14 protein-coding genes are annotated in these 22,645 nt (G+C 59.9%); 10 read left to right on the plus strand and 4 right to left on the minus strand.

The features are described from left to right. Window positions 1–556: 556 nt before the first annotated feature. The 10 genes from AAE027_RS10235 to AAE027_RS10280 all read left to right on the plus strand — a co-directional run bounded on the left by AAE027_RS10235 (window position 557) and on the right by AAE027_RS10280 (window position 10,309). A complete protein-coding gene (locus tag AAE027_RS10235) occupies window positions 557–2,491 on the plus strand; it encodes a type I secretion system permease/ATPase (RefSeq protein WP_370987653.1) in 1,935 nt (644 codons plus the stop codon). Beyond that, window positions 2,488–3,801, plus strand: coding sequence for an HlyD family type I secretion periplasmic adaptor subunit (locus AAE027_RS10240; protein WP_370987654.1), 1,314 nt, complete (start codon window positions 2,488–2,490; stop codon window positions 3,799–3,801). The genes AAE027_RS10235 and AAE027_RS10240 overlap by 4 nt, the downstream gene beginning before the upstream one ends. Before the next feature lie 457 nt (window positions 3,802–4,258). After that, a complete protein-coding gene (locus AAE027_RS10245; protein ID WP_370987655.1) occupies window positions 4,259–5,062 on the plus strand; it encodes a hypothetical protein in 804 nt (267 codons plus the stop codon). Continuing rightward, entirely contained in the window at window positions 5,040–5,501 is a 462-nt protein-coding gene (locus AAE027_RS10250) for a hypothetical protein (protein WP_370987657.1), read from the plus strand. Before AAE027_RS10245 ends, AAE027_RS10250 begins: the two co-directional genes overlap by 23 nt. Window positions 5,502–5,575: 74 nt before the next feature. Then, window positions 5,576–5,812, plus strand: a complete 237-nt coding sequence (locus AAE027_RS10255) for a hypothetical protein (RefSeq protein ID WP_370987658.1) — start codon at window positions 5,576–5,578, stop codon at window positions 5,810–5,812. A gap of 42 nt (window positions 5,813–5,854) precedes the next feature. Continuing rightward, window positions 5,855–6,394: a hypothetical protein gene (locus AAE027_RS10260; RefSeq protein ID WP_370987659.1), complete on the plus strand. Its 540-nt coding sequence runs from the start codon at window positions 5,855–5,857 to the stop codon at window positions 6,392–6,394. After that, window positions 6,394–7,635 carry an NAD(P)-binding domain-containing protein gene (locus AAE027_RS10265; protein ID WP_370987660.1) on the plus strand — a complete coding sequence of 414 codons (1,242 nt, stop codon included), beginning with the start codon at window positions 6,394–6,396 and terminating at the stop codon, window positions 7,633–7,635. The genes AAE027_RS10260 and AAE027_RS10265 overlap by 1 nt, the downstream gene beginning before the upstream one ends. Beyond that, window positions 7,632–8,876 (plus strand): ATP-grasp domain-containing protein, encoded by a 1,245-nt coding sequence (locus tag AAE027_RS10270; RefSeq protein WP_370987661.1) that lies wholly within the window; start codon window positions 7,632–7,634, stop codon window positions 8,874–8,876. The genes AAE027_RS10265 and AAE027_RS10270 overlap by 4 nt, the downstream gene beginning before the upstream one ends. A gap of 78 nt (window positions 8,877–8,954) precedes the next feature. Continuing rightward, window positions 8,955–9,896, plus strand: coding sequence for an alpha/beta hydrolase family protein (locus tag AAE027_RS10275; RefSeq protein WP_370987662.1), 942 nt, complete (start codon window positions 8,955–8,957; stop codon window positions 9,894–9,896). Window positions 9,897–10,069: 173 nt separating this feature from the next. Further along, window positions 10,070–10,309, plus strand: a complete 240-nt coding sequence (locus AAE027_RS10280) for a hypothetical protein (RefSeq protein WP_370987663.1) — start codon at window positions 10,070–10,072, stop codon at window positions 10,307–10,309. Window positions 10,310–10,589: 280 nt separating this feature from the next. Here AAE027_RS10280 and AAE027_RS10285 read toward each other — a convergent pair whose 3' ends face one another. The 4 genes from AAE027_RS10285 to AAE027_RS10300 all read right to left on the minus strand — a co-directional run bounded on the left by AAE027_RS10285 (window position 10,590) and on the right by AAE027_RS10300 (window position 22,595). Next, on the minus strand, window positions 10,590–16,283 hold the full coding sequence (locus AAE027_RS10285; RefSeq protein WP_370987664.1) for a LamG-like jellyroll fold domain-containing protein: 5,694 nt from the start codon (window positions 16,281–16,283) through the stop codon (window positions 10,590–10,592). 202 nt (window positions 16,284–16,485) lie between these two features. Next, window positions 16,486–18,504: a preprotein translocase subunit SecA gene (locus AAE027_RS10290; RefSeq protein WP_370987665.1), complete on the minus strand. Its 2,019-nt coding sequence runs from the start codon at window positions 18,502–18,504 to the stop codon at window positions 16,486–16,488. Window positions 18,505–18,514: 10 nt separating this feature from the next. Beyond that, complete coding sequence (locus AAE027_RS10295; RefSeq protein WP_370987666.1) at window positions 18,515–20,668, minus strand: PqqD family peptide modification chaperone; 2,154 nt, start codon at window positions 20,666–20,668, stop codon at window positions 18,515–18,517. Between the two features lie 10 nt (window positions 20,669–20,678). Further along, on the minus strand, window positions 20,679–22,595 hold the full coding sequence (locus tag AAE027_RS10300; protein ID WP_370987667.1) for an efflux RND transporter periplasmic adaptor subunit: 1,917 nt from the start codon (window positions 22,593–22,595) through the stop codon (window positions 20,679–20,681). Window positions 22,596–22,645 lie beyond the last annotated feature (50 nt).

The raw sequence follows: 22,645 nt of genomic DNA on the forward strand, positions 1-22,645 counted from the left end.
GTAAGAGTCAGCCTCTCGTACTCAGATGGGCTCGCCGGGCGTTTTAAGCAAGCGATTTCTGTGGGCTGAGGCCGTGCCGCAATAGAAGCGTATTGAGTCTCGCTGTCTGGCATGACATCAGAGAAATTCGCGACGGTTTTTAATGGAGGAAAATCGCGCGATTATTTCAGTACCGTGAGTTGACGTGCTGGTTAAAAAAACCTCAGCCCGGCCCCCATCTGGTCCCAAAAAAGCCCATGGCGACCGGCACGTGAGGCCAAGCTGATTAACCATGAGGTGGTGGATACAGATCGCCACGACATCGCGCTCTGCGAACGACTGCGTAGTGGAGTACGCGTCGAAAAGGCTGGGAGAGCAGATTAAATGGCGGGATGGCCATTATGTCACGCTGGTACCGGCAGGCGACACGCTCAAGTTGGCCAGGCTTGGTGCGCAAAATCGATCTGACTTCTACTTCGCGTAACAGTAGCTCGACGACAGGGAAATCAAACTCAGGACTGCCTTGGTGATCTTCTTGGGGATCGTCACATAAGGCACGTTTTCAAGGGCGGGAGTCATGACAAACTTCGAACGGTGGGGGGTGATCCCCCTGCCAGCAGGACGTTACCGGATCCAACTTTCGCAGTTGACGAGACTTGGGGCCGTCGCACGCCAGTGGGCGGAAGATGCCGAACTGCGGACGCAGGGGCCGATCATCTGGGCAAAGCACCTCGTCGAGGTCTTGCGTCGACGACTGTTCTCCGGTCTTCCGCGGCCGGCTAGCGACTATGATGAGTCGCAGTCGGAGCTGTCGGCTTTCTTGCGGTCCTGCCGCCGGATATTCTGGGCTCTCGCGGCCTTCAGCGGGATGAGCAATCTCCTCATGCTCACCGGCTCGTTTTTCATGCTGCAGGTCTACGATCGGGTGCTGCCCGGGCGCAGCATACCGACGCTGATCGCCTTGATGGTTCTGGCCACGGTGCTTTATCTGTTTCAGGGCGGGCTCGACCTCGTCAGGAGCAGGATCAGTGCCCGGGTCGGCCGGTATTTCGATGAAAGGCTCGGCGTTCGCATATTCGATGCGCTTGTTCGCCTGCCTTTGAAGACCAGAGCCGATGGCGACGGCTTGCAGCCGGTGCGGGACCTTGATCAGGTCCGCAGCTTCCTGTCGAGCGGAGGGCCGACGGCGCTGTTCGATCTGCCCTGGATGCCGATCTATCTCGGCGTCTGCTTCCTCTTCCACTTCTGGATTGGCGTCACTGCGCTAGCCGGCGCGCTGGTGCTGGTCGGGATTACGATGCTCACGGAAACACGCACGCGAGGCCCGGCAAAGGCGACCTCGCGCCTCGCCGTTTCGCGAACCGCACTGGCGCTCGAGGGGCGGCGAAACGCCGAAGTTCTGCAGGCCATGGGCATGCGGCAACAGGCGGCCTTGCGTTGGCAGGATGTGAACGCGAAGTATCTCGCGGCCCATGAGCGGGCCAGCGATGTCGCGAACGGACTCGGTGGTGCGTCCAAGCTTTTTCGAGCGATCCTGCAATCGCTGGTCCTTGCCGTTGGCGCAGTCCTCGTCATCAACCAGGAATCGACGGCCGGCATCATCATTGCCGGATCAATCCTCACCGCGCGGGCACTGGCGCCCGTCGAAATGGCCATTGCGAACTGGAAAGGATTCGTCGCCGCGCGGCAATCGGGGCAACGGCTCGATCATCTGCTGAAGCTTCTGCCACACGAGGAGGAGCGGCTGGCATTGCCTCCTCCTGCTGAGACTCTCACCGTCGAGCATCTCTATATCGGCGCGCCAAACTCGGAGAGGCCCACCATCAGCGAAGTGTCGTTCCAACTGCGGAGCGGACAGGCCGTTGGAATCATTGGACCGAGCGGATCCGGCAAATCAACGCTGGCACGTGCACTGGTGGGGGTATGGCCGAGCATGCGGGGCAGGATCCGGCTTGACAACGCCGCGCTCGATCACTGGTCTTCGGACGCCCTGGGCAAGCACATCGGTTATCTGCCCCAGGATGTCGAATTGTTCGACGGCAGCATCGCAATGAACATCGCACGGTTCGACCCGCAGGCAACCGCCGCCGCTGTTCTGGAAGCCTCGCATGCCGCGGGCGCGCACGATCTCATCCTTTCGCTTCCGGACGGCTACAGCACGAAAATCGGCGAAGGGGGACTGGCGTTGTCCGCCGGGCAGCGGCAGCGGATCGGTCTCGCACGTGCCTTCTACGGCAAACCCTTCCTGGTCGTTCTCGATGAGCCGTCTTCCAATCTCGATGCGGAGGGTGAGGAGGCCTTGACCGAGGCGATCCTGAACGTGCGCCGCCGGGGAGGGATTGTCGCCGTTGTCGCGCATCGCCCGAAGGCGCTGGAAGGTGTGGACCATGTCTTGTGCCTCGGGGAAGGCAGGGTTCAGTCCTTCGGCAAGAGAGAGGAGGTTCTCAGGAAAGTGTTGCGAAATCCGGTACCGCTCAAGGTCGTCGCGGAAGCTCAAGGAGGAGGTCGATGAGCGGTCAGGTAGCGCCGGCACTGCAATCCATCCAGCGTTACATGATCGTCGGAATGATCATGTTCGCTCTGGTGACCTTTGGGGTCGGCGGCTGGGCGACAACGACCCAATTGTCGGGCGCGGTGATCGCCCAAGGCGTTGTCGTAGTGGATTCGAGCGTGAAGAAGGTCCAGCACGCCACTGGCGGGATCGTGGGAGAGTTGCGCGTGCGGGAGGGCGACCGGGTCAATGCAGGCGACGTCTTGATCCGCCTCGACGAGACTCAGACGCTCGCAAATGCGACGATTGTCACCAACAGCATCGATGAGCTGCTCGCGCGGCAGGCTCGTCTCGAGGCCGAGCGCGATGGCGCAGAGGAGCTCAAGTTTCCCAAGGTGCTGCTCGACCGGGCCAAGGAGAACAACTCCGAGGCGAGCCGGGCAGTTACCGCGGAGCGGAAGCTGTTTGAGCTGCGTCGCCAGGCGAGGAGCGGCCAAAAGGCACAGCTGCAGGAGAAAAGCGTGCAGCTGGAAAACGAGATCAAGGGCTATACGGGGCAGACCGAGGCCAAGCAGAAGGAGGTCGATTTTATTCGCCAGGAGCTGGAAGGCGTGCGCAGCCTTTGGCAAAAAAATCTGGTGCCGATCACGCGGCTCAATTCCCTTGAGCGCGACGCTGCCCGCCTCGAAGGTGAGCGCAGTCAGTTGGCTGGCATGATCGCTCAGTCGAAGGGCAAGATCTCCGAAATCGGACTCCAGATCATTCAGGTCGACCAGGACCTGCGGACGGAGGTCGGCAAGGACCTGATCGAAACGCGCTCGAAGCTCTCCGAGCTGGGCGAGCGCAAAACTGCGGCGGTCGATCAATTAAATCGGGTCGATATCAGGGCACCGCAATCCGGCCGCGTCCACGAGCTCAGCGTCCACACGGTTGGGGGCGTCATCTCTCCCGGCGAGCAAATCATGCTGATCGTACCTGACGCGGATTCGCTTGCAATCGAGGTCAAGATCGCACCGCGCGATATCGATCAGGTCTATGTGGGGCAGACCGCAACGATGCGCTTCGCAGCGTTCAACCAGAAGACCACGCCCGAAATCGATGGGGAGGTCAGCATGGTCTCGGCGGACATTACGCAGGATCAGCGTGCCGGCACGAGCTACTACACGGGACGCGTCCTGCTGAAGCCCGAAGAGCTGGCGAAACTCGGGTCGGCCAAGCTGCTGCCCGGCATGCCGGTGGAGGTCTTCATCAAGACGGCGGGGCGGACCGCGCTGTCCTACCTGCTCAAGCCGCTGCACGATCAGGCGGAGCGTGCATTCAAAGAGCGGTAGGGCATCGATTGCAGCTCTTATTGGATGCCTCTGTTCGGCTCGTTGCCGTTGCCGCCCCCGTGGGCTGTCCGGCATTTTAGCAACTCGCAAGCAGCGGGCTTCAAAGCCCGCTGCACAGGAGACGGCAGTCCTCAGCGCACCACCGATCCGGCGTAACAGCACACGTTGTTCAACCGGGCGGGCGGATAGGTGGCGTTTCAGGCTTGAGCCAGGTATTGCGACGGCTGCCAGGCCGGGTCGCCGAGGCTCCCGCTATTCAAAATTGCCAGTGCGTCAGAAAAGCTGACCTTTCCGCTGAGTTTATTTGGAAGTCAGTTGTTCCAATATTCTGCCCTCATTAAATTACTACGTTGTCGTACGAGCGTCCGGCGGTTAAGCTGAACGCAACGTGAGGCATTAAATCGTGACTGCATTTTCAAAAGAATTAATTAACTGCAGCTATACAACGCGAGTCTTAATGGAACTGCCGCGCGGCGAATTCTTCGCAGGCCTGTTCGTCCTCGGCTGTGCAAATGGCCTCGCATCACGGATGCTTCAATCGGTCAATCGGCTTGGATGGACCGATGCATTTTTCGGTACTTTCGAGATTAGCGTCATCATTTGGATATCGTGCGCCGCAGGGGTGTATCTTGTTCTCCGGGACCGCACGATTGGAATTCGTCCGCGTGAGCTCGCGCTCGGGGCATGTTTTCTAATTCTGGTCGTTCTGCCAATAGGCCCGTTGAGCTGGCTCGCGGTAACTTTTCTCAGCTTCTACATGATCATTTGTACGAACGTTCCGTCGTCACGACGCGGCGCTCTAATATTGCTGGCGACCACGGTGCCAATGCTCTGGAGCAGAATGCTGTTTCAGTTCTTCGCAAGCGCAATCTTGCAGATAGATGCATCACTTGTAGGCTGGATGTTACGCACCCCCCGGACTGGTGATATCGTTCAGTTTGCTGATGGCTCCGGGGTTCTGGTGATTCTGCCGGCCTGCTCTTCGCTTGCGAACATATCGCTTGCGTTGCTGTGCTGGGTTCTCGTGAGCCAATTGGTCTGCCACAAGAGGTCTGTTTATGATCCACTTTGGTGTCTAATGGCGTGCATTTCAGTAATAGCCGTGAATGTTGCCCGCATGAGCTTCATGGGATTGAGCCAGTGGCACTACGCCACGTTCCACGGCGCATTGGGCGAAGCCGTCATCAGCACATTGATACTGAGCTTGATCGTCGGATTCTGTGTGCTGGGTGTCAGACGTGACCTCCTGCGTCGCATTTAGGTGGTGCATCGCCATTGTGCTCTTGCTCAGCCTTGGCTGGAAGGTCGCGATTCCGGCCGATAATCCGAGCTATCTCAGAGAGGAGCTGGTTAAGTTTCTTGAACGCAACCACTTCAATGTCGTTGTGAGCGAGGAATTCGTGAACTACACGCCGGTTATTCGAGCGACCACGGCGACCTGCCAGATGCAGGTGGCAAGATTGACGCCGGACGGGTCGAATCGGGACCTCATCCGCCATGTTGCCGCAGGCGCCGACCGCACGTTTGTGGTCTTTCGCGGTGGGGTCTATGTCGAACAACCGGTGTTCTGGACAGTCCTGGACTATCTCTGGTCGAGGTTTTTGCGCGAACTCGGGTTGGCCACGCACCTTTCTCCCATTCTCCATGTGGCGCAAAGCTCATCGTGCACTGCAGAGCGACTTCCGTGGGGGACTCTTTAAACCCATATTGACCGCAATTTAAAAGAATGGTATTTAATTTATATATATATTGGTAGTTTTTAAAGAGGAGTAGAATGATGACGTTGCCAGGATGGGTCCTTGCGATTTTCCTCGTAATGGCTGCGGCGGTGCCCGCCGGCGTATATTTCACCGCAACGCTCTTCTTCCCTCCCGATCAAAGCTACACCTACGTCGGGCAAGGAACGGCTCAAGGGGCACCGGGGCCCGCGGCCGGCGCTGGAATCGCCTTCGCGGCGGTAGCTTACGGCGTCTACCGGGTAATCAGGCGCCGCCGGCGCAAGCCGGAATAGTCCCAGCCTAGCAAGCGAGTCCTTCAGTATTTGAGCATGAGAATGACCGCCGCTGCTTTAGCGGATGGGCTCGCCTGCACAGATCAATGGCACATCAACGAGCGAACATGCCCCATCTTCGTGTCCTGTGGCCCTGGAAGAAAGCTGCCGCTCTCAGGTGGAAGAATGGGACAACTAAACGAGGCAATTCGGTGCTTGTTTGAAATAGGCATCGTCAAATTGCGCAAATTGCAATGGCCGATGCGTCACATTTGCGAGGTTGTCGTGTCGATCGAGTTCATTGGCGTTGAATGGGATGGCGCGGGTCTCCTGGTCCACGCGTCTACCGGCGTGGGGCAGGTGCTTTGTAGAATTCCGCGCGACACAATTCACGCGATTCCGTTCTATTCGGACGCAATCGAACGCGAGATCCGCTCCGAGCGGCACTCGATTTTGCAAAGGCTCACTCCGGCTCTGCGCGCAAAACTGACTGTCGCGGGATCGAGCGAGTGGGTTGAATTGCTTCCCTCCGATATTTTCGATCGGCGATCAGTGCCGAAAGCGACTGAGGCTTCCAACGCCTCGAGCGAATTGGATACGTAATGGAAGTTGATGTCGCAATCATTGGCGCGGGTCCGTATGGCCTCTCATTGGCAGCTCATCTCAGAGCGGCGGGTGTTGATCATCGAATTTTCGGCCGCCCGATGGAAACGTGGCGTCATCACATGCCAGAGGGTATGCTGCTGAAGTCGGATGGCTTCGCTTCCAACCTCTACGATCCGGCGGGTGAGTATCCGCTGTCACGTTTTTGCAGAGAGTATTCGATCAAATATAGCGATGATCAAACGCCGGTTCGGCTGGAGACGTTCATCGACTATGGCCGCGCGTTTGGGGATCGCTTCTCCCCGAACCTGGAGGAAACGACTATCCACTCACTTCGGCGGCACGCCGAGGGCTTTGCATTTTGCCTCGAGAATGGAACTAACGTGCGAGCCCGTCGCATCGTTGCCGCAACCGGCATCGGACATTTCCGCTATGTACCGCCTTCGCTCAGCGCGCTTACGGCCAAGCTCGTTTCGCACAGTTACGATCATCGTGATCTCGGCCGCTTCGCGGGGCGGCGTGTTGCAGTGGTTGGGGGTGGAGCGTCGGCCATCGATATGGCGGCGCTGCTGAAACGGCAGGAATGCGATGTTACGTTGATCTGCCGCCGCGAAAAGCTGGTGTTCGCAAATCCGCCCCCGAGCAAGCGATCGCTCTGGCAACGCATGAGGCATCCTCGCTCCGGAATCGGACCGGGGCTGAAATCCCGGTTGTGCACCGACGCGCCGCTGCTCTTTCATTTAATGCCCGATGCGTTCCGCGAGGAGGTCGTGCGTCGTCATCTCGGTCCTGCCGCTGGATGGTCAATGAGGCAGATGTTCGTTAACCACGTTCCGGCACTTTGCGGTTGCGAAGTTGTGGGAGCATCAGCCGTCGACCAGGGGGTACGTCTCGAGCTGAGAAGGCCGAATGGCGAAACAGCCTGGGTGCATGCGGACCACGTCATCGCCGCGACGGGCTATCGCGTCGACATCCGGCGCCTCGATTACATGGATAGAACGTTGGTTGCGCAGCTGGCGCACGTAAACCAATCTCCGGTGCTCTCGATGCGTTTTGAGTCGTCGGTAAAGGGGTTGTTTCTTATCGGACCGATCTCGGCGAATAGCTTCGGGCCAATGATGCGCTTTGCGTTTGGCGCGGGCTTTGCCGCGCGGCGCCTTGCGCCAATGTTGCGCCGACCGTCTCGCATCGAATTGCGAACCGGCAAGAAGTTGCGGGTCGACGCATGGGCGGGGAAATGATCCCACAGGTCCTGCTTGCGCACAGCATGTTTTGGCCGAATGTCGCCCGGCTTGCGATTGCGTTTCGAAGAGCGGGATTTGCGGTGGATGCCGTTGCGCCGAAGGGACATCCGATTCATCGGATGCAATCCCCGAACCGTACATTCGAATATAGACCAACTTCGCCGTATAAATCGATAAAGGACAGTATCGCCGCGTCCGGACCTGATCTTATAGTGCCCTGCGATGATCGCATCGTCGCACACCTGCATGGCATCTACAGAGAGGCGGCCTCAGCTTGCGATGGCGTCGCAGGTCGCGGCATCATGTCACTCATTGAAACCTCTCTTGGGTCGCCCAACTTTTATGAGCTGGTTCGCCAACGTTCCTTCCTGACCAGCCTCGCGCAATTGCCTCACGTTCACGTACCTCCAACGGCAGCAATCGATAGCTTACGTGACCTACAGGATTGGGTCCGTCAGCACGGGCTTCCGGCAGTTCTGAAGCTCGACGGAAGCTCCGGCGGCAGCGACGTTCTCTTGATCCGGAACAGGGGCGAAGTGGTGCCCGGGTTTCTTAGGATGAGACTTCGAAAGAGCTGGCTTCGTCGCATGAAATGGCTGCTGTACGACGGCGACGTTGAACCGTTCTTCACGGCCAGGAATTTTTCGGCAGCCCAAGTTTCCGTGCAGTCCTACGTTAAGGGGTGCCTTGCCAATTGCGCCGTCGCGTGCTGGCGCGGCAATGTTGTGGGTTGGGCTTCGGTCGAGGTCCTTCAATGCGGTCGCGCGTTCGGGGTGGCAAGCGTCGTTCGGCGTGTGAGGGGAGAACCGATGATCGCCGCTGCGCGCTCTATTGCGCGGCATCTTGAGTTGTCGGGCGTATTTGGGTTGGATTTCGTGCTGGATGAGGACAGTCAGGAAGCGAAGCTGATAGAGATCAATCCACGGGCTACTCAGATCAATCATTTTCCAGGCTACGACGGCCCCGACTTGCCGGCGGCTTTGTCTAGCGCGATCCGCAACGAACCTCTGGAGAATTTCAGTGTTCGGCAGTCGCCCGACGAGGTGGCATTATTCCCGCAAGAGTGGAAGAGAGACCCGGGCAGCCAGTGGCTCGCAAGAGCCTTTCACGATGTGCCGTTTGAGGAGCCGGAGCTACTTCGGTTCTTTGGGTACAGTAGCAGTGAGAGATCGCCGTACCACTCTCATTGGACCGCACCCGAGCACAAGCCGCGACCTGCAGGCGATCTGGGACACTAGTAGATAGGACGTCGTGGAAACGACATCACCAGTGTTGGATGGCGACTTCGCATCGATATCAACGCAGGAGGTGCAGGATTGCGTATTGATGCATGGCGGCTGGGGATCGCCACGATAGTGGGGCTGGCCGCGTTTAGCCTATGGTGGATTTCTGTCGTGAAGATTGCGCCGGCGACCATCGAGCGTCGTACCGGGCCGATTGGGCTGCCGCATGGCATCTATAACCAACAGCTTTGGTGGATTCCAGCACACTCGCGCGGGGAAGCCTCCTTGCGGTTGCTCGAGACAATAGTCTATCGGCCGGCCGGAGTGGGTCCCTTTGCGCTTGTGGTCATCTATCACGGCAAGCCGGCCAGGAACTTTCAGGCTGTCAGGCCGGGTTTCGAGACCGCCGCGCAATGGTTCGTCGATCATGGCTTCGCGGTCGCTGTCCCGTTAAGGCAAGGCTACGGCCGCTCGCAAGGAACTGCGAACGATATGGTAGGATCTTGCGAGACGATGGACTATTTGGCAACTGCAAGAGCAGCAGCGCGGGACGCTGAGAGCGTGATTTCTTTCATGCAACAGCAAAGCTTCATTGACCCAAGGAGCGTCATCATCGTTGGACATTCACACGGGGGTTTTGGGGCGCTCGGCGTTGCGTCGGATGCGCCGAATGGAGTTGTGGGTATCATTAACTTTGCCGGGGGTACCGGCTCGTGGAAACACGAGCATTTCTGCAACGGGCGTGACAAGCTCATTGCCGCTTTAAGCCGGCTCGGGGCGGAAAACAAATTGCCGCAGGTCTGGCTGTACGCACTTGACGATGAAACGTTTGGTCCGCCGTTGGCGAGAGAGATGTGGTCGGCATATAGCACCAACTCGCGCGCAGAAATCCTCTTCGTCGCGCTTCCAGAGACGGGACAAGGGCACATGTTGTTTCCCAACGGTAACACATCGGTTTGGGGATCTACGATACAGCAATTTCTTGTGCCACTTGACTTACGGGCAGAACCGCCTGTCGCAAGGCGTGCTGATTAGCAAAGCCGCTCGCGACGCGCGCTCCGCGTGGCGCAGTAGCTAGCGAGCGGCTTAGCGGGTGATCGCCAATTATCTGTCGATAAAGTGTAGATTGAGACACCCACCTGACTAGAGGAACCGCCGATGACCGGCGACATGATGACCTGCGCGCGCTCATGTTGGGCGAGGTTGCTATGGCAGAGCTAACGGTCATCCTGGGAGCCGAAGTCACGATGCTTATCGTTATCGCCATAATGACTTTGCGTGCAAAACGAATGGACGTGCTGAGCGGGCGGTTTTTCGAGCGCGGCTCCACCGGTAAGCTGCGGCCGATCTGGATACGGACGTGGGCCGGTGCCCAGGAATTTCACCGTTCCATCCTTCGCCGATGGAAGGTCGCGGCCAAAGGCTTACGATTAGGTCTCTACCTATGATCGAAGTCATTCCGAACTGGGAGCGCCGTACGACGGCGCGCAATGCAGGCGCGATCTACGTGCCTGGTCGGTAAGCAGTCTTGTGCGCTCAGTCGGCAAGGATGATCCGCGAACGGATGCATCTCTCGGCGCCGCCAGCTCCCGAGCAATCGCCAGCTGACCGATATTGTTCGTCACTCATCCGACGCCCAACGAATGCAAATTCCAGAGCTGCCGACTGGGCTATAGCGTTGGCGCGTCGGCTAGCTGCACACAAGGTCTTGGGACCGCGGCATCCAGGCTAACCCGCGGCCTTGAAGGTCGCGACCTGCATCACCCATGCCGCAGAGCCCTGGAGAGATGCGGTCGCACTGTAGCTACCCGTCGCGGTTACGAACCGGTCCTCGGCAATATCCAGATCGGGCGTGGTAATGACACGCGTGGTAAACCCGGTGCCTGCCGCAGTAAAACCACCCGTCGTCGTGCCGGCGGCAAAAATGAGCTCATGCGCGGTGGAGATCGTAACGGCCCCGGTGCTGGCTGAGCTGCTGGTGCCGGCCGCCGAGGCCCCGATATCGAACGGATTGATGAGAGAGAGACCGCTGTACTCCAGAGCGCGAATGTCCACGTACTGAGTCGCAGTGTTGAAGGTCACTGTCACGGTGTTGGCGCCGGCGGCGGCTTGCTTGATGTTCGGGGCGTAGTAGATGGCCTGGCTGATGCCGCTGCCTCGCGCTGTCGGAACGGCGAGCTGATAGACATTGCCGGCCGAGTCCGTGACGGACGTGATATTCGATGTCGTGTTATTCCATCCGATCACGAGGATGTTCGTATTCCCTGTCGTCTGCGCGTTCGTGTAGGAGACAGATACCTGGGTCTGGTTGGTTTGCGGGGTGGCGGAAATCGCCTGGACGAATGCCAATGGTGCCGGCGCCGTGACTGCATTGTACGTGGCAGTGTAGGTAGCACCGCCAACGGGAACGACGATAATGTGGTCCTGAGTGCCGCCATCCGACCACGAGGCGAAGTTGTAGGTAGTCGTTCCGACCGTCGTGTTGCGGGCTTCGATTTCGTGATTGAAGCCGATGAGCGTATCGTAAGTGAAAGGTGTCGCGTGCGCGATGCCGTCCAGATACAACGTGAGTCCGCTCGGCGCCGTGGCGAAGTTTAGATTGACCTTGTCGGGGAAAATGGTGACGGATTGGCTCGATTGCAGCCCGCTGGAATCGGTTACGGTCAGCGTTATTCGATACCGCGTGAATCCGCTGAAGTCGTGACCGCTGGTCGGAATCGTGAACGTGCCGCTCGTCACGCCGGTGATGGGAGTCCCGGGATGAACATGGCCTTCATGGAGGAAGTCGATATTCCAGGTGTAAGCACTTGCGGGGAGTGTACCGTCTTCGGCATCGGTCGCGGTGCCGCTGAACGTGATCACGTCGCCCGCCCTGAAGATCGCGCCATCGGTTGGCGCAAGGAGGCTGACAACGGGACTGTTGCCGACGCTGATTGCGATTGGGGTCGATAGCGTGGAATTGACTCCGTCGGAGACCGTCAGCCGGGCCTGATACGGGCCCGCGACCGTATATGTGTGTGACGGGTTGGCCGCGGTGGAAGTCACGCCGTCACCGAAGTTCCACGAATAGGTGAGAGGCTTTCCTTCCGGATCGGATGAACCGTTGCTGGAGAAGTTGACGGTGAGCGGGCTGGGTCCGTTCGTTGGTGATGCCGAAGCCGTCGCTACCGGGGGCAGATCCGATTGAATGAACTCGATGCGGCGGATTTTGCTTACGCCGAATGTAGCACTGATATCGGAATAGCCGAGATCGACATAGTAGAGCGCGCCATCGGGGCCTTCGGTCAAATAGACAATGTCGCCGTAGGGGCCATCTGCCGAGCCGTCGGGTGGCTCGAAATTGAAGACGCCGGTGACGTTTCCGTTGGCGTCGAACGTCAATCGTTTGATCCAGTTCTGGGTGTAGTCCGCGAAAAAGAAGCTGCCCTGATAGCTGCTTGGGAATTGCGTGCCGTGATAGACAAACCCGGCCACGACTGCCGCGTCGCGGCCATTGTGCGGATAGTAGTAAGCCGGTGCAGTGTACGCGGGATCGCCGTTCGGAGTTTCTACATTCGGCCAGCCGTAATTGGCGCCTTTCGCTCCGATGTCGATTTCTTCGATCGCAGTTGAGTAGACGTTCCCGCCAACATCGCCAATAATTAACCTTCCTGTGGGCGCGTCGTAGTAGGCGCGGAAGGGATTGCGCAGACCAAGCGCCCATACCGCATCGTAGTTCGGTCCGTTGCCGTCATAGAACGGATTGTCCGTGGGAACGGTGCCGTCCATATTGTACCGAAGGATCTTGCCGCGCGGCTTCGTGAGGTCTTGCGCTTCGCCGGCCTGGAAATGCTCCCCAGTCGTGAGCAGGATCTTGCCGTCGTTGCTAAAGTTGATTGCGCCGCCGTGGTGCTCGGCATTGGCAATTTCGGTATCCTGATAGATGACGAACTCGCTGCCGGCGACGGTGCCCGTCAGCGTTGCGTTCGCCGTGAAGCGCGAGAAGCGATCCACGTTCGGTGTGCCCAGCGTATAGAAGATGTAGTAGTAATGATTGGTGTTGAAGTTGGGGTCGAGTGCAATGTCATAGATGCCTTGCTGTACGCCCGCCGAGCCGATGTTGGTGAGCTGCAGGAAAGGCGTTGGATCGGGCGTGGTATAGGGCGGCGGCAATATCTTGATCGTGCCCGCAAGTTCCACCACCAGCATGCGGCCGTCGGGCAGGAATTTGATCGCGGTTGGCAGATTGAATCCCGTCGCCAGGACGTCGTTCTGGAAAAAGCTGCTGTTCGCCACGTTGACTGTTATCGGTGCAGACAATGTCGCATGGCCGTCTATGTCGGTCGCCATCGCAGTGACGGTGTGCGCGCCATTGCTTGCCGTGCGCGTATCCCACGCAAGAGCGTAAGGATTGGTCGTATCGGGAGAGCCGGTTGCCACATTGTCGATATAGAACTGCACATTGGCGATGCCGGTATCGTCCGTTGCATCTGCAGTCACGTTGACGATGCCGCTAACTTGCGCTCCATTGATTGGAGAATTTATCAAGACCTGCGGTGATCCAGCGGTCGGGTTGCCGACAGGCGTCGTCATGTCCGATTGCACTTGGGCAGAAGTCAGCGCGCGGTTGTATATCCGCAGATCGTCGAGCGCTCCCTTGTAGAATTGCGCGGTCGAGGCATCCGCGCCGATGCGCATGGGATTTCCGCGCGCCGTGATAGTTGCTGACAACGCTTGCGTGTTGACGAGGGTTCCGTTGATATAGGTGTTGACTTGCGCACCATCAAAAGTGATGGCGAGGTAGGACCACTGGTTGAATGGCAAAGTGGTTCCTCCGGCGGCGACGAGCGCGCCACTGGATGTTCCAATATAGAAATCGGTCTGATTGCCGCCGTGCAGTTCCAGCCCATACTGGTAGTAGGGCGACGACATAGTCGTATTCCAGAACTTCCCGATAACGACGGAATCGCCGCTCGCGAGCGGCTGGGGATTGATCCACATCGATAATGTAAGGGCACTACCGGAGATGTTGGTTGAAGCAGAGTTTGGAATAGAAATGTAGTCATTCACTCCGTCAAAGCTCGCGGCCTGGCCATGCTTGCCGGCCACCCAGGCAACGCCGTTGTTGAGTGTCGCTAGGTTCGACTGTCCTGAGGAATCGCCCGCAGTCGTTCCGGATCCTTCATCGAAGGAATAGGCAGCGACCAGACCCGGTGTTTGAGTGTTTGACACCGTGATGCTGACGGGCAGCGAATCGCCGGTGTTCCCGGAGGTATCCCGTGCGCGCGCCGTGATCGTGTGGACACCATTCGCGACCGTCGTCGTGTCCCAGCTGACGCTGTAGGGTGATGTCAGGTCTTCGCCCCCGCCGACCGCGATATTGTCCACCAGGAAGGTCACGCCCGCCACCCCGGCATTGTCGGACGCATTGGCACTGATCGTGATCGTACCTGAAACGGTCGTTGATCCCGTCGGCCCTGTGATCGTGGCCGTGGGTAATGTCGTGTCAGGCGTCAGCGTTGTGGCGCTGGCCGGCGCGGATTGTCCGGAGAGGTTCGCCGCGGCGTCCCTCGCCTGCACGGTATAAGTGTAGGATGTGCCCGGCGACAAGCCGGTATCGCTGAACGTGGTCGTCGTCGGGGTGCCGACTTGCGCACCATTGCGGAAGACCTGATAGCCGGTGACCGCAACGTTGTCGGTCGAGGCGTTCCACGAAAGATTGATCTGCGTTGTCGAAGCCGCGGTCGCCACTAGGCCCGTAGGAGTCGATGGCGGCGTGGTGTCCTGGGTGGCAGTCGTCGTGAAGGTGGCGTTTGAGCCGATCCTTTCGTTCCCGGCGGCGTCGATCGAACGGACGCGGTAATTGTAAGTGGTGTTGGGAGCAAGACCGGTTAGCGCAACGCTGTGTGCCGTCACCAGGGTCGCATCAAGCGTCGTCGACGATCCGTAACTGGTCGTGAGCCCATACTCGACCCGCGAAGTGGCGGCCTCATTCGTCGTCCACGTGACTCGTGCGGTGCTGCTGGTAATGTTCGTTGCTGTCTGCCCGGAGATCGTTGGTGCGGTTGTGTCGAGCACGATGGTGTCGGTCGCCACCGCCGACCAGTTGCCCGCGGCGTCCATGAACTGGACATAGACCGTTTTGGTGCCCGCTGCGTTCGACAATGTCCATGCCTTGGTCGGGGCGAAAGCTTCCGCCGTCGAATACGAATTCCCATTGTTGGAGAAGCGCATTTGCTTGACGGAGGTCACGGCATCGGTCGCGGTGAGCGTCAGTGTGACCGAAGTGCTATTGGTCGCAGCGGCACCGCCGTTGATCGTCACCGTGCCCGTCGGTGCTTGATTGTCGACCGTAACGTTGACCGCCGTCGAAGTGGTTACGTTGTTGGCGGCATCGCGTGCCTGCGCGGTCAGCACATGAGAGCCGTTCGATGCCGTGGTCGTGGTCCATGAGACACCGTACGGCGAGGTGGTATCCTCCGTACCGATCAGGGTGTTGCCGTCCAGCAGGAACTTGACGCCGATAACGCCAACATTGTCCGACGCGCTCGCTGCAAGACTCACCGTTCCGGATACGATCGGGGCCGGAGGCGTGAGGGACACGGTTGGAGGCGTCGTGTCCGCTGTTCCGGCGAGAGGCGTTGCCATGTCGGTCTGGATCTGCGCCTGCGTAAGCGCGTGGTCGGCGATGCGCACGTCATCGATGCGGCCGGGGAATTCGAAGCCGGTACCGCCGGCCCGGCGGCCGATGTTCACATTGGCGGTCGAATTCTGCTGGGAATTCGTGACGGTGCCGACCAACTGACCGTTGTCGAGCGTGCCATTGAGGTACACGTCCATGGTCTGGTTCGCAGCGTCGTAGACGCCGGCGATGTGGTACCATGTGTTGAGTTGCAGCGGCGTCGCGCCATAGCGGAACATCGGCTGGCCGGCACTGTTGGTGAGCTTGAATCCGATGGTGCGGGGACCGGTATCGGCGGTGATATCGAGCTGATATCCGGACTCGCCCGAGGTGCGCTTGGACACGACCGCGGCATCATCGGAGGGGAACGCACTGACGTAAACCCACGCACCGACGGTCATGCTGCCCGTGAATTGCAGCGCAGTCGGATTGCCGAGATTGACGAAGTCATTCACGCCATCGAGTGCGACCGCATTGCCGTATCGTCCGGTTGTGAAAGTCGGACCGTTCGTGAGCGTGCCGACGATACCGTGACCCGACGCATCTGCCGTCGTGGTGCCCGAGGCCTCGTTGAAGGCGTAGCCGGCCGTGATGCCCAGCGGGTCTGCGGCCAGCAGCAGGCGCGGTTCGAGCGTCTCGAAGATCAGCGGCGAATGGCTAGCATCGCGTTTGCCATCGACGATCGTCTTGCGATCGCTCCTTGCGCTGCCGTGAGCAATCCGTCGCGCCAGATGGCTGAAAAGGCCCCGGGAACCCGACATCGTTGTCTCCGAATGCCAGAACCGAAATCGCTGCTGGATAATGGAGCCGGATAATGGGTAAATTAATTTGCCGATTAATAGCACAACGCGACGGCCTGGCTACGGATTTATTAATCAAAATATAAATAATATATTTGTGTATGCGTCGGGTGGGTGAAATTGCGGGAATTTCCTGGGGAAGTAGTTCGCATAAAGCGAACCATTATTCAGTCCCGGCGAAGCTGAGAATTCTGTTGACACGAAGATCTTCGGCGAGGGCGGTTCGTCTGGCTTGCCCGTGAAGGCGCTCGGCCGCGTGTTGGCCATAGCTGCGTAATGCGCGTCCTAATGTTCCTTGAATTGGCTGTGTCCGTTTCGATCGTTTACCCAGCAACCGAAGAAGCTTCGGGTTCATAAAGCGTCTGAAAAGCTCATCATCGAGCGCGACGATCGTTTCGTAGCTACCGGGATCACCCTGGCGGCCGGCGCGCCCAAAGAGTTGGCGGTCGATGCGGCGGGACTCGTGATATTCGGTCAGGATGACATGCAAGCCGCCTCGGCTCCGGACCGCAGGATGAAGTTGTATGTCGGTGCCGCGGCCGGCCATGTTGGTAGCGACGGTAATGCGGCCCGGTTGACCGGCGCCCGCAATGATCTCGGCCTCTGCGTGATCCTGTCGCGCGTTAAGAACCACGGCCTCGAGTCCCGATCTGCCAAGCAACTGCGAAATTTGTTCAGATGCTTCAACCGAGCGGGTCCCGACGAGCACGGCGCGACCTTTGCGAACGATGTCGTGAACTGAATCGACCACGGCGTCCCATTTGAGGTTGGCCGTCGGAAACAAGCGTGTGCCGGCATTCGTTCGTCGCAATGGCCGGTTTGTTGGGATGCGTACAACGCGGAGGCCATAGGTGCTGTACAGTTCCCCTGCCGGCTCGACCGCAGTCCCGGACATGCCACAAAGATGCATGTAGCGCCGAAAGAAGCGCTGATAGGTTATTTGCGCAAGGGTCGTGCGTCGCTCCGTGATGGTGCAATGTTCCTTGGCTTCGATGAGCTGGTGAATGCCGCCTTCCCACGAGCGGTCCGGCATGATGCGTCCGGTATACTCGTCGACGATCTGTACCTTGTCATCAGCGACGATATACTGGACATCGCGTCGGTAGAGACGAAGGGCGGCAAGCGCATGCTGCACGAGTTCTTCGCGGGCGCGCCGGATTGCCCATAGTCCTGGTAGTCCTGCAGCGAGCTGAGCGATCCGGCTCTCGCCGCGGGTGGTCAGCCGCACCGACTTCTCGTTTGCGCGCACATGAAAGTCGTCGCCGGGCACCAGGCGTCGAGCGAGATCTAGTGCGGTCTCGTGCAGGCCCCCGGCGTTCTCGGGTCCTTCTTGCGTTCCGGAGAGGATCAATGGCACGCGGGCCTCATCGATTAGAACGCTGTCAGCCTCGTCCACGATCGCGAAATGCAGACCGCGCAAGAGCGGTGATTGATGGTGGCTAGCAAGTCTGCTGTTGAATATTGTGTCGAGAGAAAGCCGAGAACGGGCACGGCGCGAGCCGAGCGCGAGCCGATCGCGGAGATAGTCGAACACAAGCTCCTTGTTGGTACAATAGGTGACGTCACTTGCGTAGGCTCTTTGCCGCTCTTGCCGCGACTGCCCGTGCTCGACGAGCCCGACCGTGAGATCGAGCGCATTGTAGATAGGTGCGAGCTGCTCGGCGTCGCGGCGCGCGAGATAATCGTTGACCGTGATGATATGAACCGGACGTCCCATGAGTGCGGCGGTGATCGCCGGCAGCAGCGCCGTCAAAGTCTTGCCTTCACCGGTTTCCATTTCGGCGACCGCGCCTCCCATCATGGCGGCGCCGCCGAGCAATTGTACCGGAAAGAGACGCATCCCGACGTAACGACGCGTCGCCTCGCGCACAAGCGCAAACGAACGCGCCATTTGATGCGAGTAGGGGGGAGTCGACAGCAATGATGCGCGCAGCTCCTCCGCGGTTTCGCGCAAACGTCGGTTCGTCAGGACAGCGAACTGCGGTTCCAGATCACCGACCAACCGGACAAAGCGGCCGAGGCGGTCACGCGCGAGGGCCGGCTGCAGGAAGGGCAAGACCCGGCCCCAAGCGTCGAGCAGGGTAGCATCGAGTGCAATCTCTCGGCGAGCGGCTTGCTCCGCATAGGGTGCGTCCACCGCCACCGAGGTCAAACTGGCGAAGTTTCGTTTGCGCTTGAGCATACGGATGCCCTCAGACCTGCAGCTGAGACAGCAATAATTGTCGTAGACGGCGCCAGATCTGCCGGCCCGGCGGCTCCCAGTCGAAGTTGAAGCGGATGTAGGCGCGACCGCCGAACGCGGTGGCTGCCGGTGCATTTTCGGGCAGCACAAGATCGATTTGGAAGACGCGTTGCAGCGTCTTTACGCCTTCGGGATCGCCAGGATCGACGGAGAAAGCGCCGCCGCCGGCACCCCCCAAAGCCCTGCTGGGGAGGACGTCACGGCCTGCCGGTATTTCGCGAATGGACTCAACGGGCAACGTCTCGTCAGGGCGCTCTGCGAGTTTAACTTCGGCGCTCTGCAGCCGATGGCGAACAAGGTCGATGTCGTCCTGACGGATTGTTGCGCGAACGATGCGTGAACCGGGAGTAAGTACGTAGCCGATCTGTTGCCCTTCGCGCAGGAAGCGTCCAGGCAGATCCTGTGGTTTCATAACGGCAAAGGTGCCATCGCTGCGGCTGTGCACGATGAGGCGCTCGGCGCGATCGATCGCGGTCGCGAGCTCGGCGCGTGCCTGCCCCAATTCCATCGTGGTGATCTCCGCGCTCGCGCGGTCGGTAAAGCGCTCGGTGGCAAGCCTCGTCTCGAGTTCGGCGACGCGTGCGCGGAGAATTGAGAGTTCGGCCTGGAGTGTTGATTCCTCGCTTTCGACCAGCGCTTCTCCGGCTGTGACGTTCATGCCCGGTTGGACCAGAAGTGCGCGCGCGAAGCCGTCGGTTCTCGCGCGCACGATTGCATTCTCCGGCAACCAGACGACGCCTTCCGTCGTGGTGTAAGAAGGGATCGGAATTAGGAAAAGCATCAACCCAGTGGCCAGGATCGTGCCGAAGGTCGCCGTCACGACGCGGGCGCGATTGCGGTGAAGGCTCGGGCTCGCGAGCACGAACCACAGTGCCTTGCCGATCGGAAGCGCAACACCTGTCAGGAGGCTCCAGACCGCGATCGAGACGCCGAGGGCGAGATACTGCGAGGCGACGAACACGGCGATCGCGAGCATCACGACCTGGCGGTAAAGGAAAGCAGCCGGTGCGTAAAGAACGAACCAGATTCGTTCGCCAGTCGTGGCTACGAAATCCTTCGATCCATCCGCGCGAAACGCGTAGCGATTGACAAGGTAGGTCCAGTACCGGGTAGCGCGCAGCGCCAGGTTCGGGATTTCCAGCAGATCCGCGAGAATGTAGTAGCCGTCATATCGCAGGAGTGGATTGCCGTTGTATACAAGGGTCGAGACACCGGCCACGGCCAGCGCGTCGAATGCGAGCGCGCGGACAAGTCCAGCCTCCACGGTAAGCCATACGTAGAGCGCGAGCGCAGCGAAGAATACTTCGACAATCATTCCGGCCGCGCCGACAAGAGCGCGCCTCCACTTGCTGCGGAATGCCGATGCGGCAGAAGCGTCGACATAGGGCAACGGGGCGAACACCAGGATCATGATTCCGAATTCGGGTACTGTTCCCCCGAACGCCGTGACCGCAAATCCGTGTCCAAATTCATGCAACGTCTTGAGCAGGAGATACACCAGCACGAGCGACAGAAGGTTGTCGGTGGCTAAGATTCGGTCGGAGGCGTCGGCTGTTAGTTCCTGCCAGTGTTGTGCGGCGAGTAGAGGCGCCGGCAACACCACCAGTAGCCACAGCACGGCACCCGGCAAACCGAATAACCATTCTGCAAGCGGCCGCGTACGCTCGAAAAACCTGATCGGATGCCAGAGCGGAATCCGCAGGGCCAGCGGGTAGAGCACGTTGCCGAGCCACCTGGATCGTTTTGCTTTCGCTGCACGTGCGACCAGCGCGCTTGCATCCGGAGTCACGTCGGTTTGTAACAGGTCGTAAGCGCTGAGTTCGGCCAACAATTGGATGGCGTCGCTTTGGCTCGGCGCCTCCTCTGCAAGAACGGATCCGATCTCTTGCCAGATCTGGTCAACCGTTCGCACGCCGTCCATCGCCGCCACGATCATGTAGCCGGCAGGCGACAAGCGGTGCATGCGGCCGGTCGCATGATCCTGCACGACGTACCAAATGCAGCCCCGATACCGATGTCGGTAGACCGAGGTGTGGTCGCGAAGCTTCGGCCTGCGTTGCGCGACGCGATACCAGGAAGAGCTTAGAAACGGGGCCGCGGTCATATCGCCCCTCTCACGGCAGGTACTTCCACGCGGCGAGGCGCAGCCAATCGATGACAGGATGCATCCATATCCACGCAAGCGAGCGTCGTCCGGAATTGATCTTTGCAACGCCTTCCATCCCGGGACGCAATGCAAGGCCCGCTTCCGAGAGGCGGGCCTCGATCCGAAAAGCATTGCGTCCTTCCTCGGCGAGCGTAACCGGCGTGATCTTGCTCAGGGTCATCGGCACCGGTTCGCCGGGCCTGCCTGCGAGCGCGACGGTGCCGCTTTGCCCGACCGCCACGAAGCGAACGTCACGTTCGTCGACCTGAACGATCAAGCGATAGGAATTGAGTGGCGCCACCTCGAACAGCGCCTTTCCCTTCTCCACGGGAGAGCCGAGCATCTGGCTCAGGTCGCCGGAGACGACGACACCGTCGAATGGAGCGAGGATCCGGGTGCGCGCCAGCTTCTCTTCGGCGAGTGCCAACTGCGCCTCCGCCTGCCGGATCTGCGGTTCCAGCACCACGAGGCCGTTGCGATTGTGCTTGGCGAGCGCCTCGCGATCGCGCTGAAGCAGCTTGTCGAGTTCGGCTCGCCACTTCAACCGATCGAGAACGAAATCCCGGTCCTCAAGCTGGGCGAGAAGGTCGCCCTGCCGCACCGTGTCGCCAGCCCGTGTCGGGGCCGCTCGAACAAATCCGTCGAACGGAGCCACAGCTGCGCGCTGCACTTCGGCCTCAAGCACCGATTTCGCGGTGACGCGGTGCTCGCCTTTCGCAAAGACCAGGGTCAGCGCAAGCACCATGACACCGCCGACGCAGAGCTTGAGGGTCGGCCGCCGTGCGCCGAACAGTGCCGCGCATCCGTCACCGATACCGTCAACCACACGTCCGCCCAACAGCCGGTTCGCCCGCAGATGCAATCCGATCTGAGGTCCCAGCAGCGCCGCGATCCCCTCCACCAACTTCAGCGCGTCGTCCGTAAAGGGCTCGGCGCGGTGACGTTCGAAGGTGAGAGCGCCGGTCGGTTCTCCATGGGGGCCGACCAGTACAGCTGACATCGTCGACGAGCCGGACGCTTTTGCTTCCTCCGCCAGTGCCCGATGGGCGATGCTCACGACACGTCCGATCCTCGGCAATGGCGGATAAGCGACGCACCCACGCTGCTCGATCGCCTCTTCCATTGCGCTCTCGATCGCATTGACGAGGCGGCTCTCGCGTTTGAAGCTGGCCGAGAACGAAACCGCGCGCAGGCGGATTGTGCCATTCCGACCGATAATGCCCAGCGATGCGCGCTCGCACCGCAGTCGGGTTGCCAGCTCATTGACCACCGCGATTGCCATACCGCTCAGCCGCGGCTGCGCGTTCACTGTGACGAGGAGGTCGAGGCACGATGCGGCTCGCGTTACATCAGACGAGAGATCCTTAGTGTGCCTGGCCCAGGGCAATGCCTCGAGCCAGCCCGCACCCCAGCGCAATTGCTCAGCGACGACGGCCGGGGTGACCTGGGGCTTGGCGGCCGTCGTCGTCAATGCGATGGCCACAGCCGCAATCGGCTCGTTCGCAGTGCCCAGCGGCAGGGCGACTATCAGGGCCACAGGTTGCGCGGGCCTGGAATCAGGACCGACGCGACCGGGAGCAACGATCAATCGGCGCTCCGCGTAGGCGGTTTCGGCCAGGCGCTTGAGATCGCTGGTGTCCACATCCCGAGGCGGCCACGTTACCGATAATGACGGCGCAGTGGAATCAACCCGCCGCATGAGCAACAGGCCCGCTGACACGCCGGCAATACGGCTGCATTGCAACGCCAACCATGCCGAAACAAATGTCGCTTCGTTTCCCGCGTTGAGCAATCCTTGCCAGTGCGGCGACGTCGTGGCATCTGCGGGCACCCGCCGCAATTGTGGGGCGGGGCCCCCGCTTGCTGTCAAGTCGGGCTCAGACATGTGCCGTCCAAAAAAAGCGCCGACCAATGACTTGGTGGTGCTGTCGGAGG

The sequence above is a fragment of the Bradyrhizobium sp. DN3 genome (genome assembly GCF_041357655.1).
GTDB lineage: Bacteria > Pseudomonadota > Alphaproteobacteria > Rhizobiales > Xanthobacteraceae > Bradyrhizobium.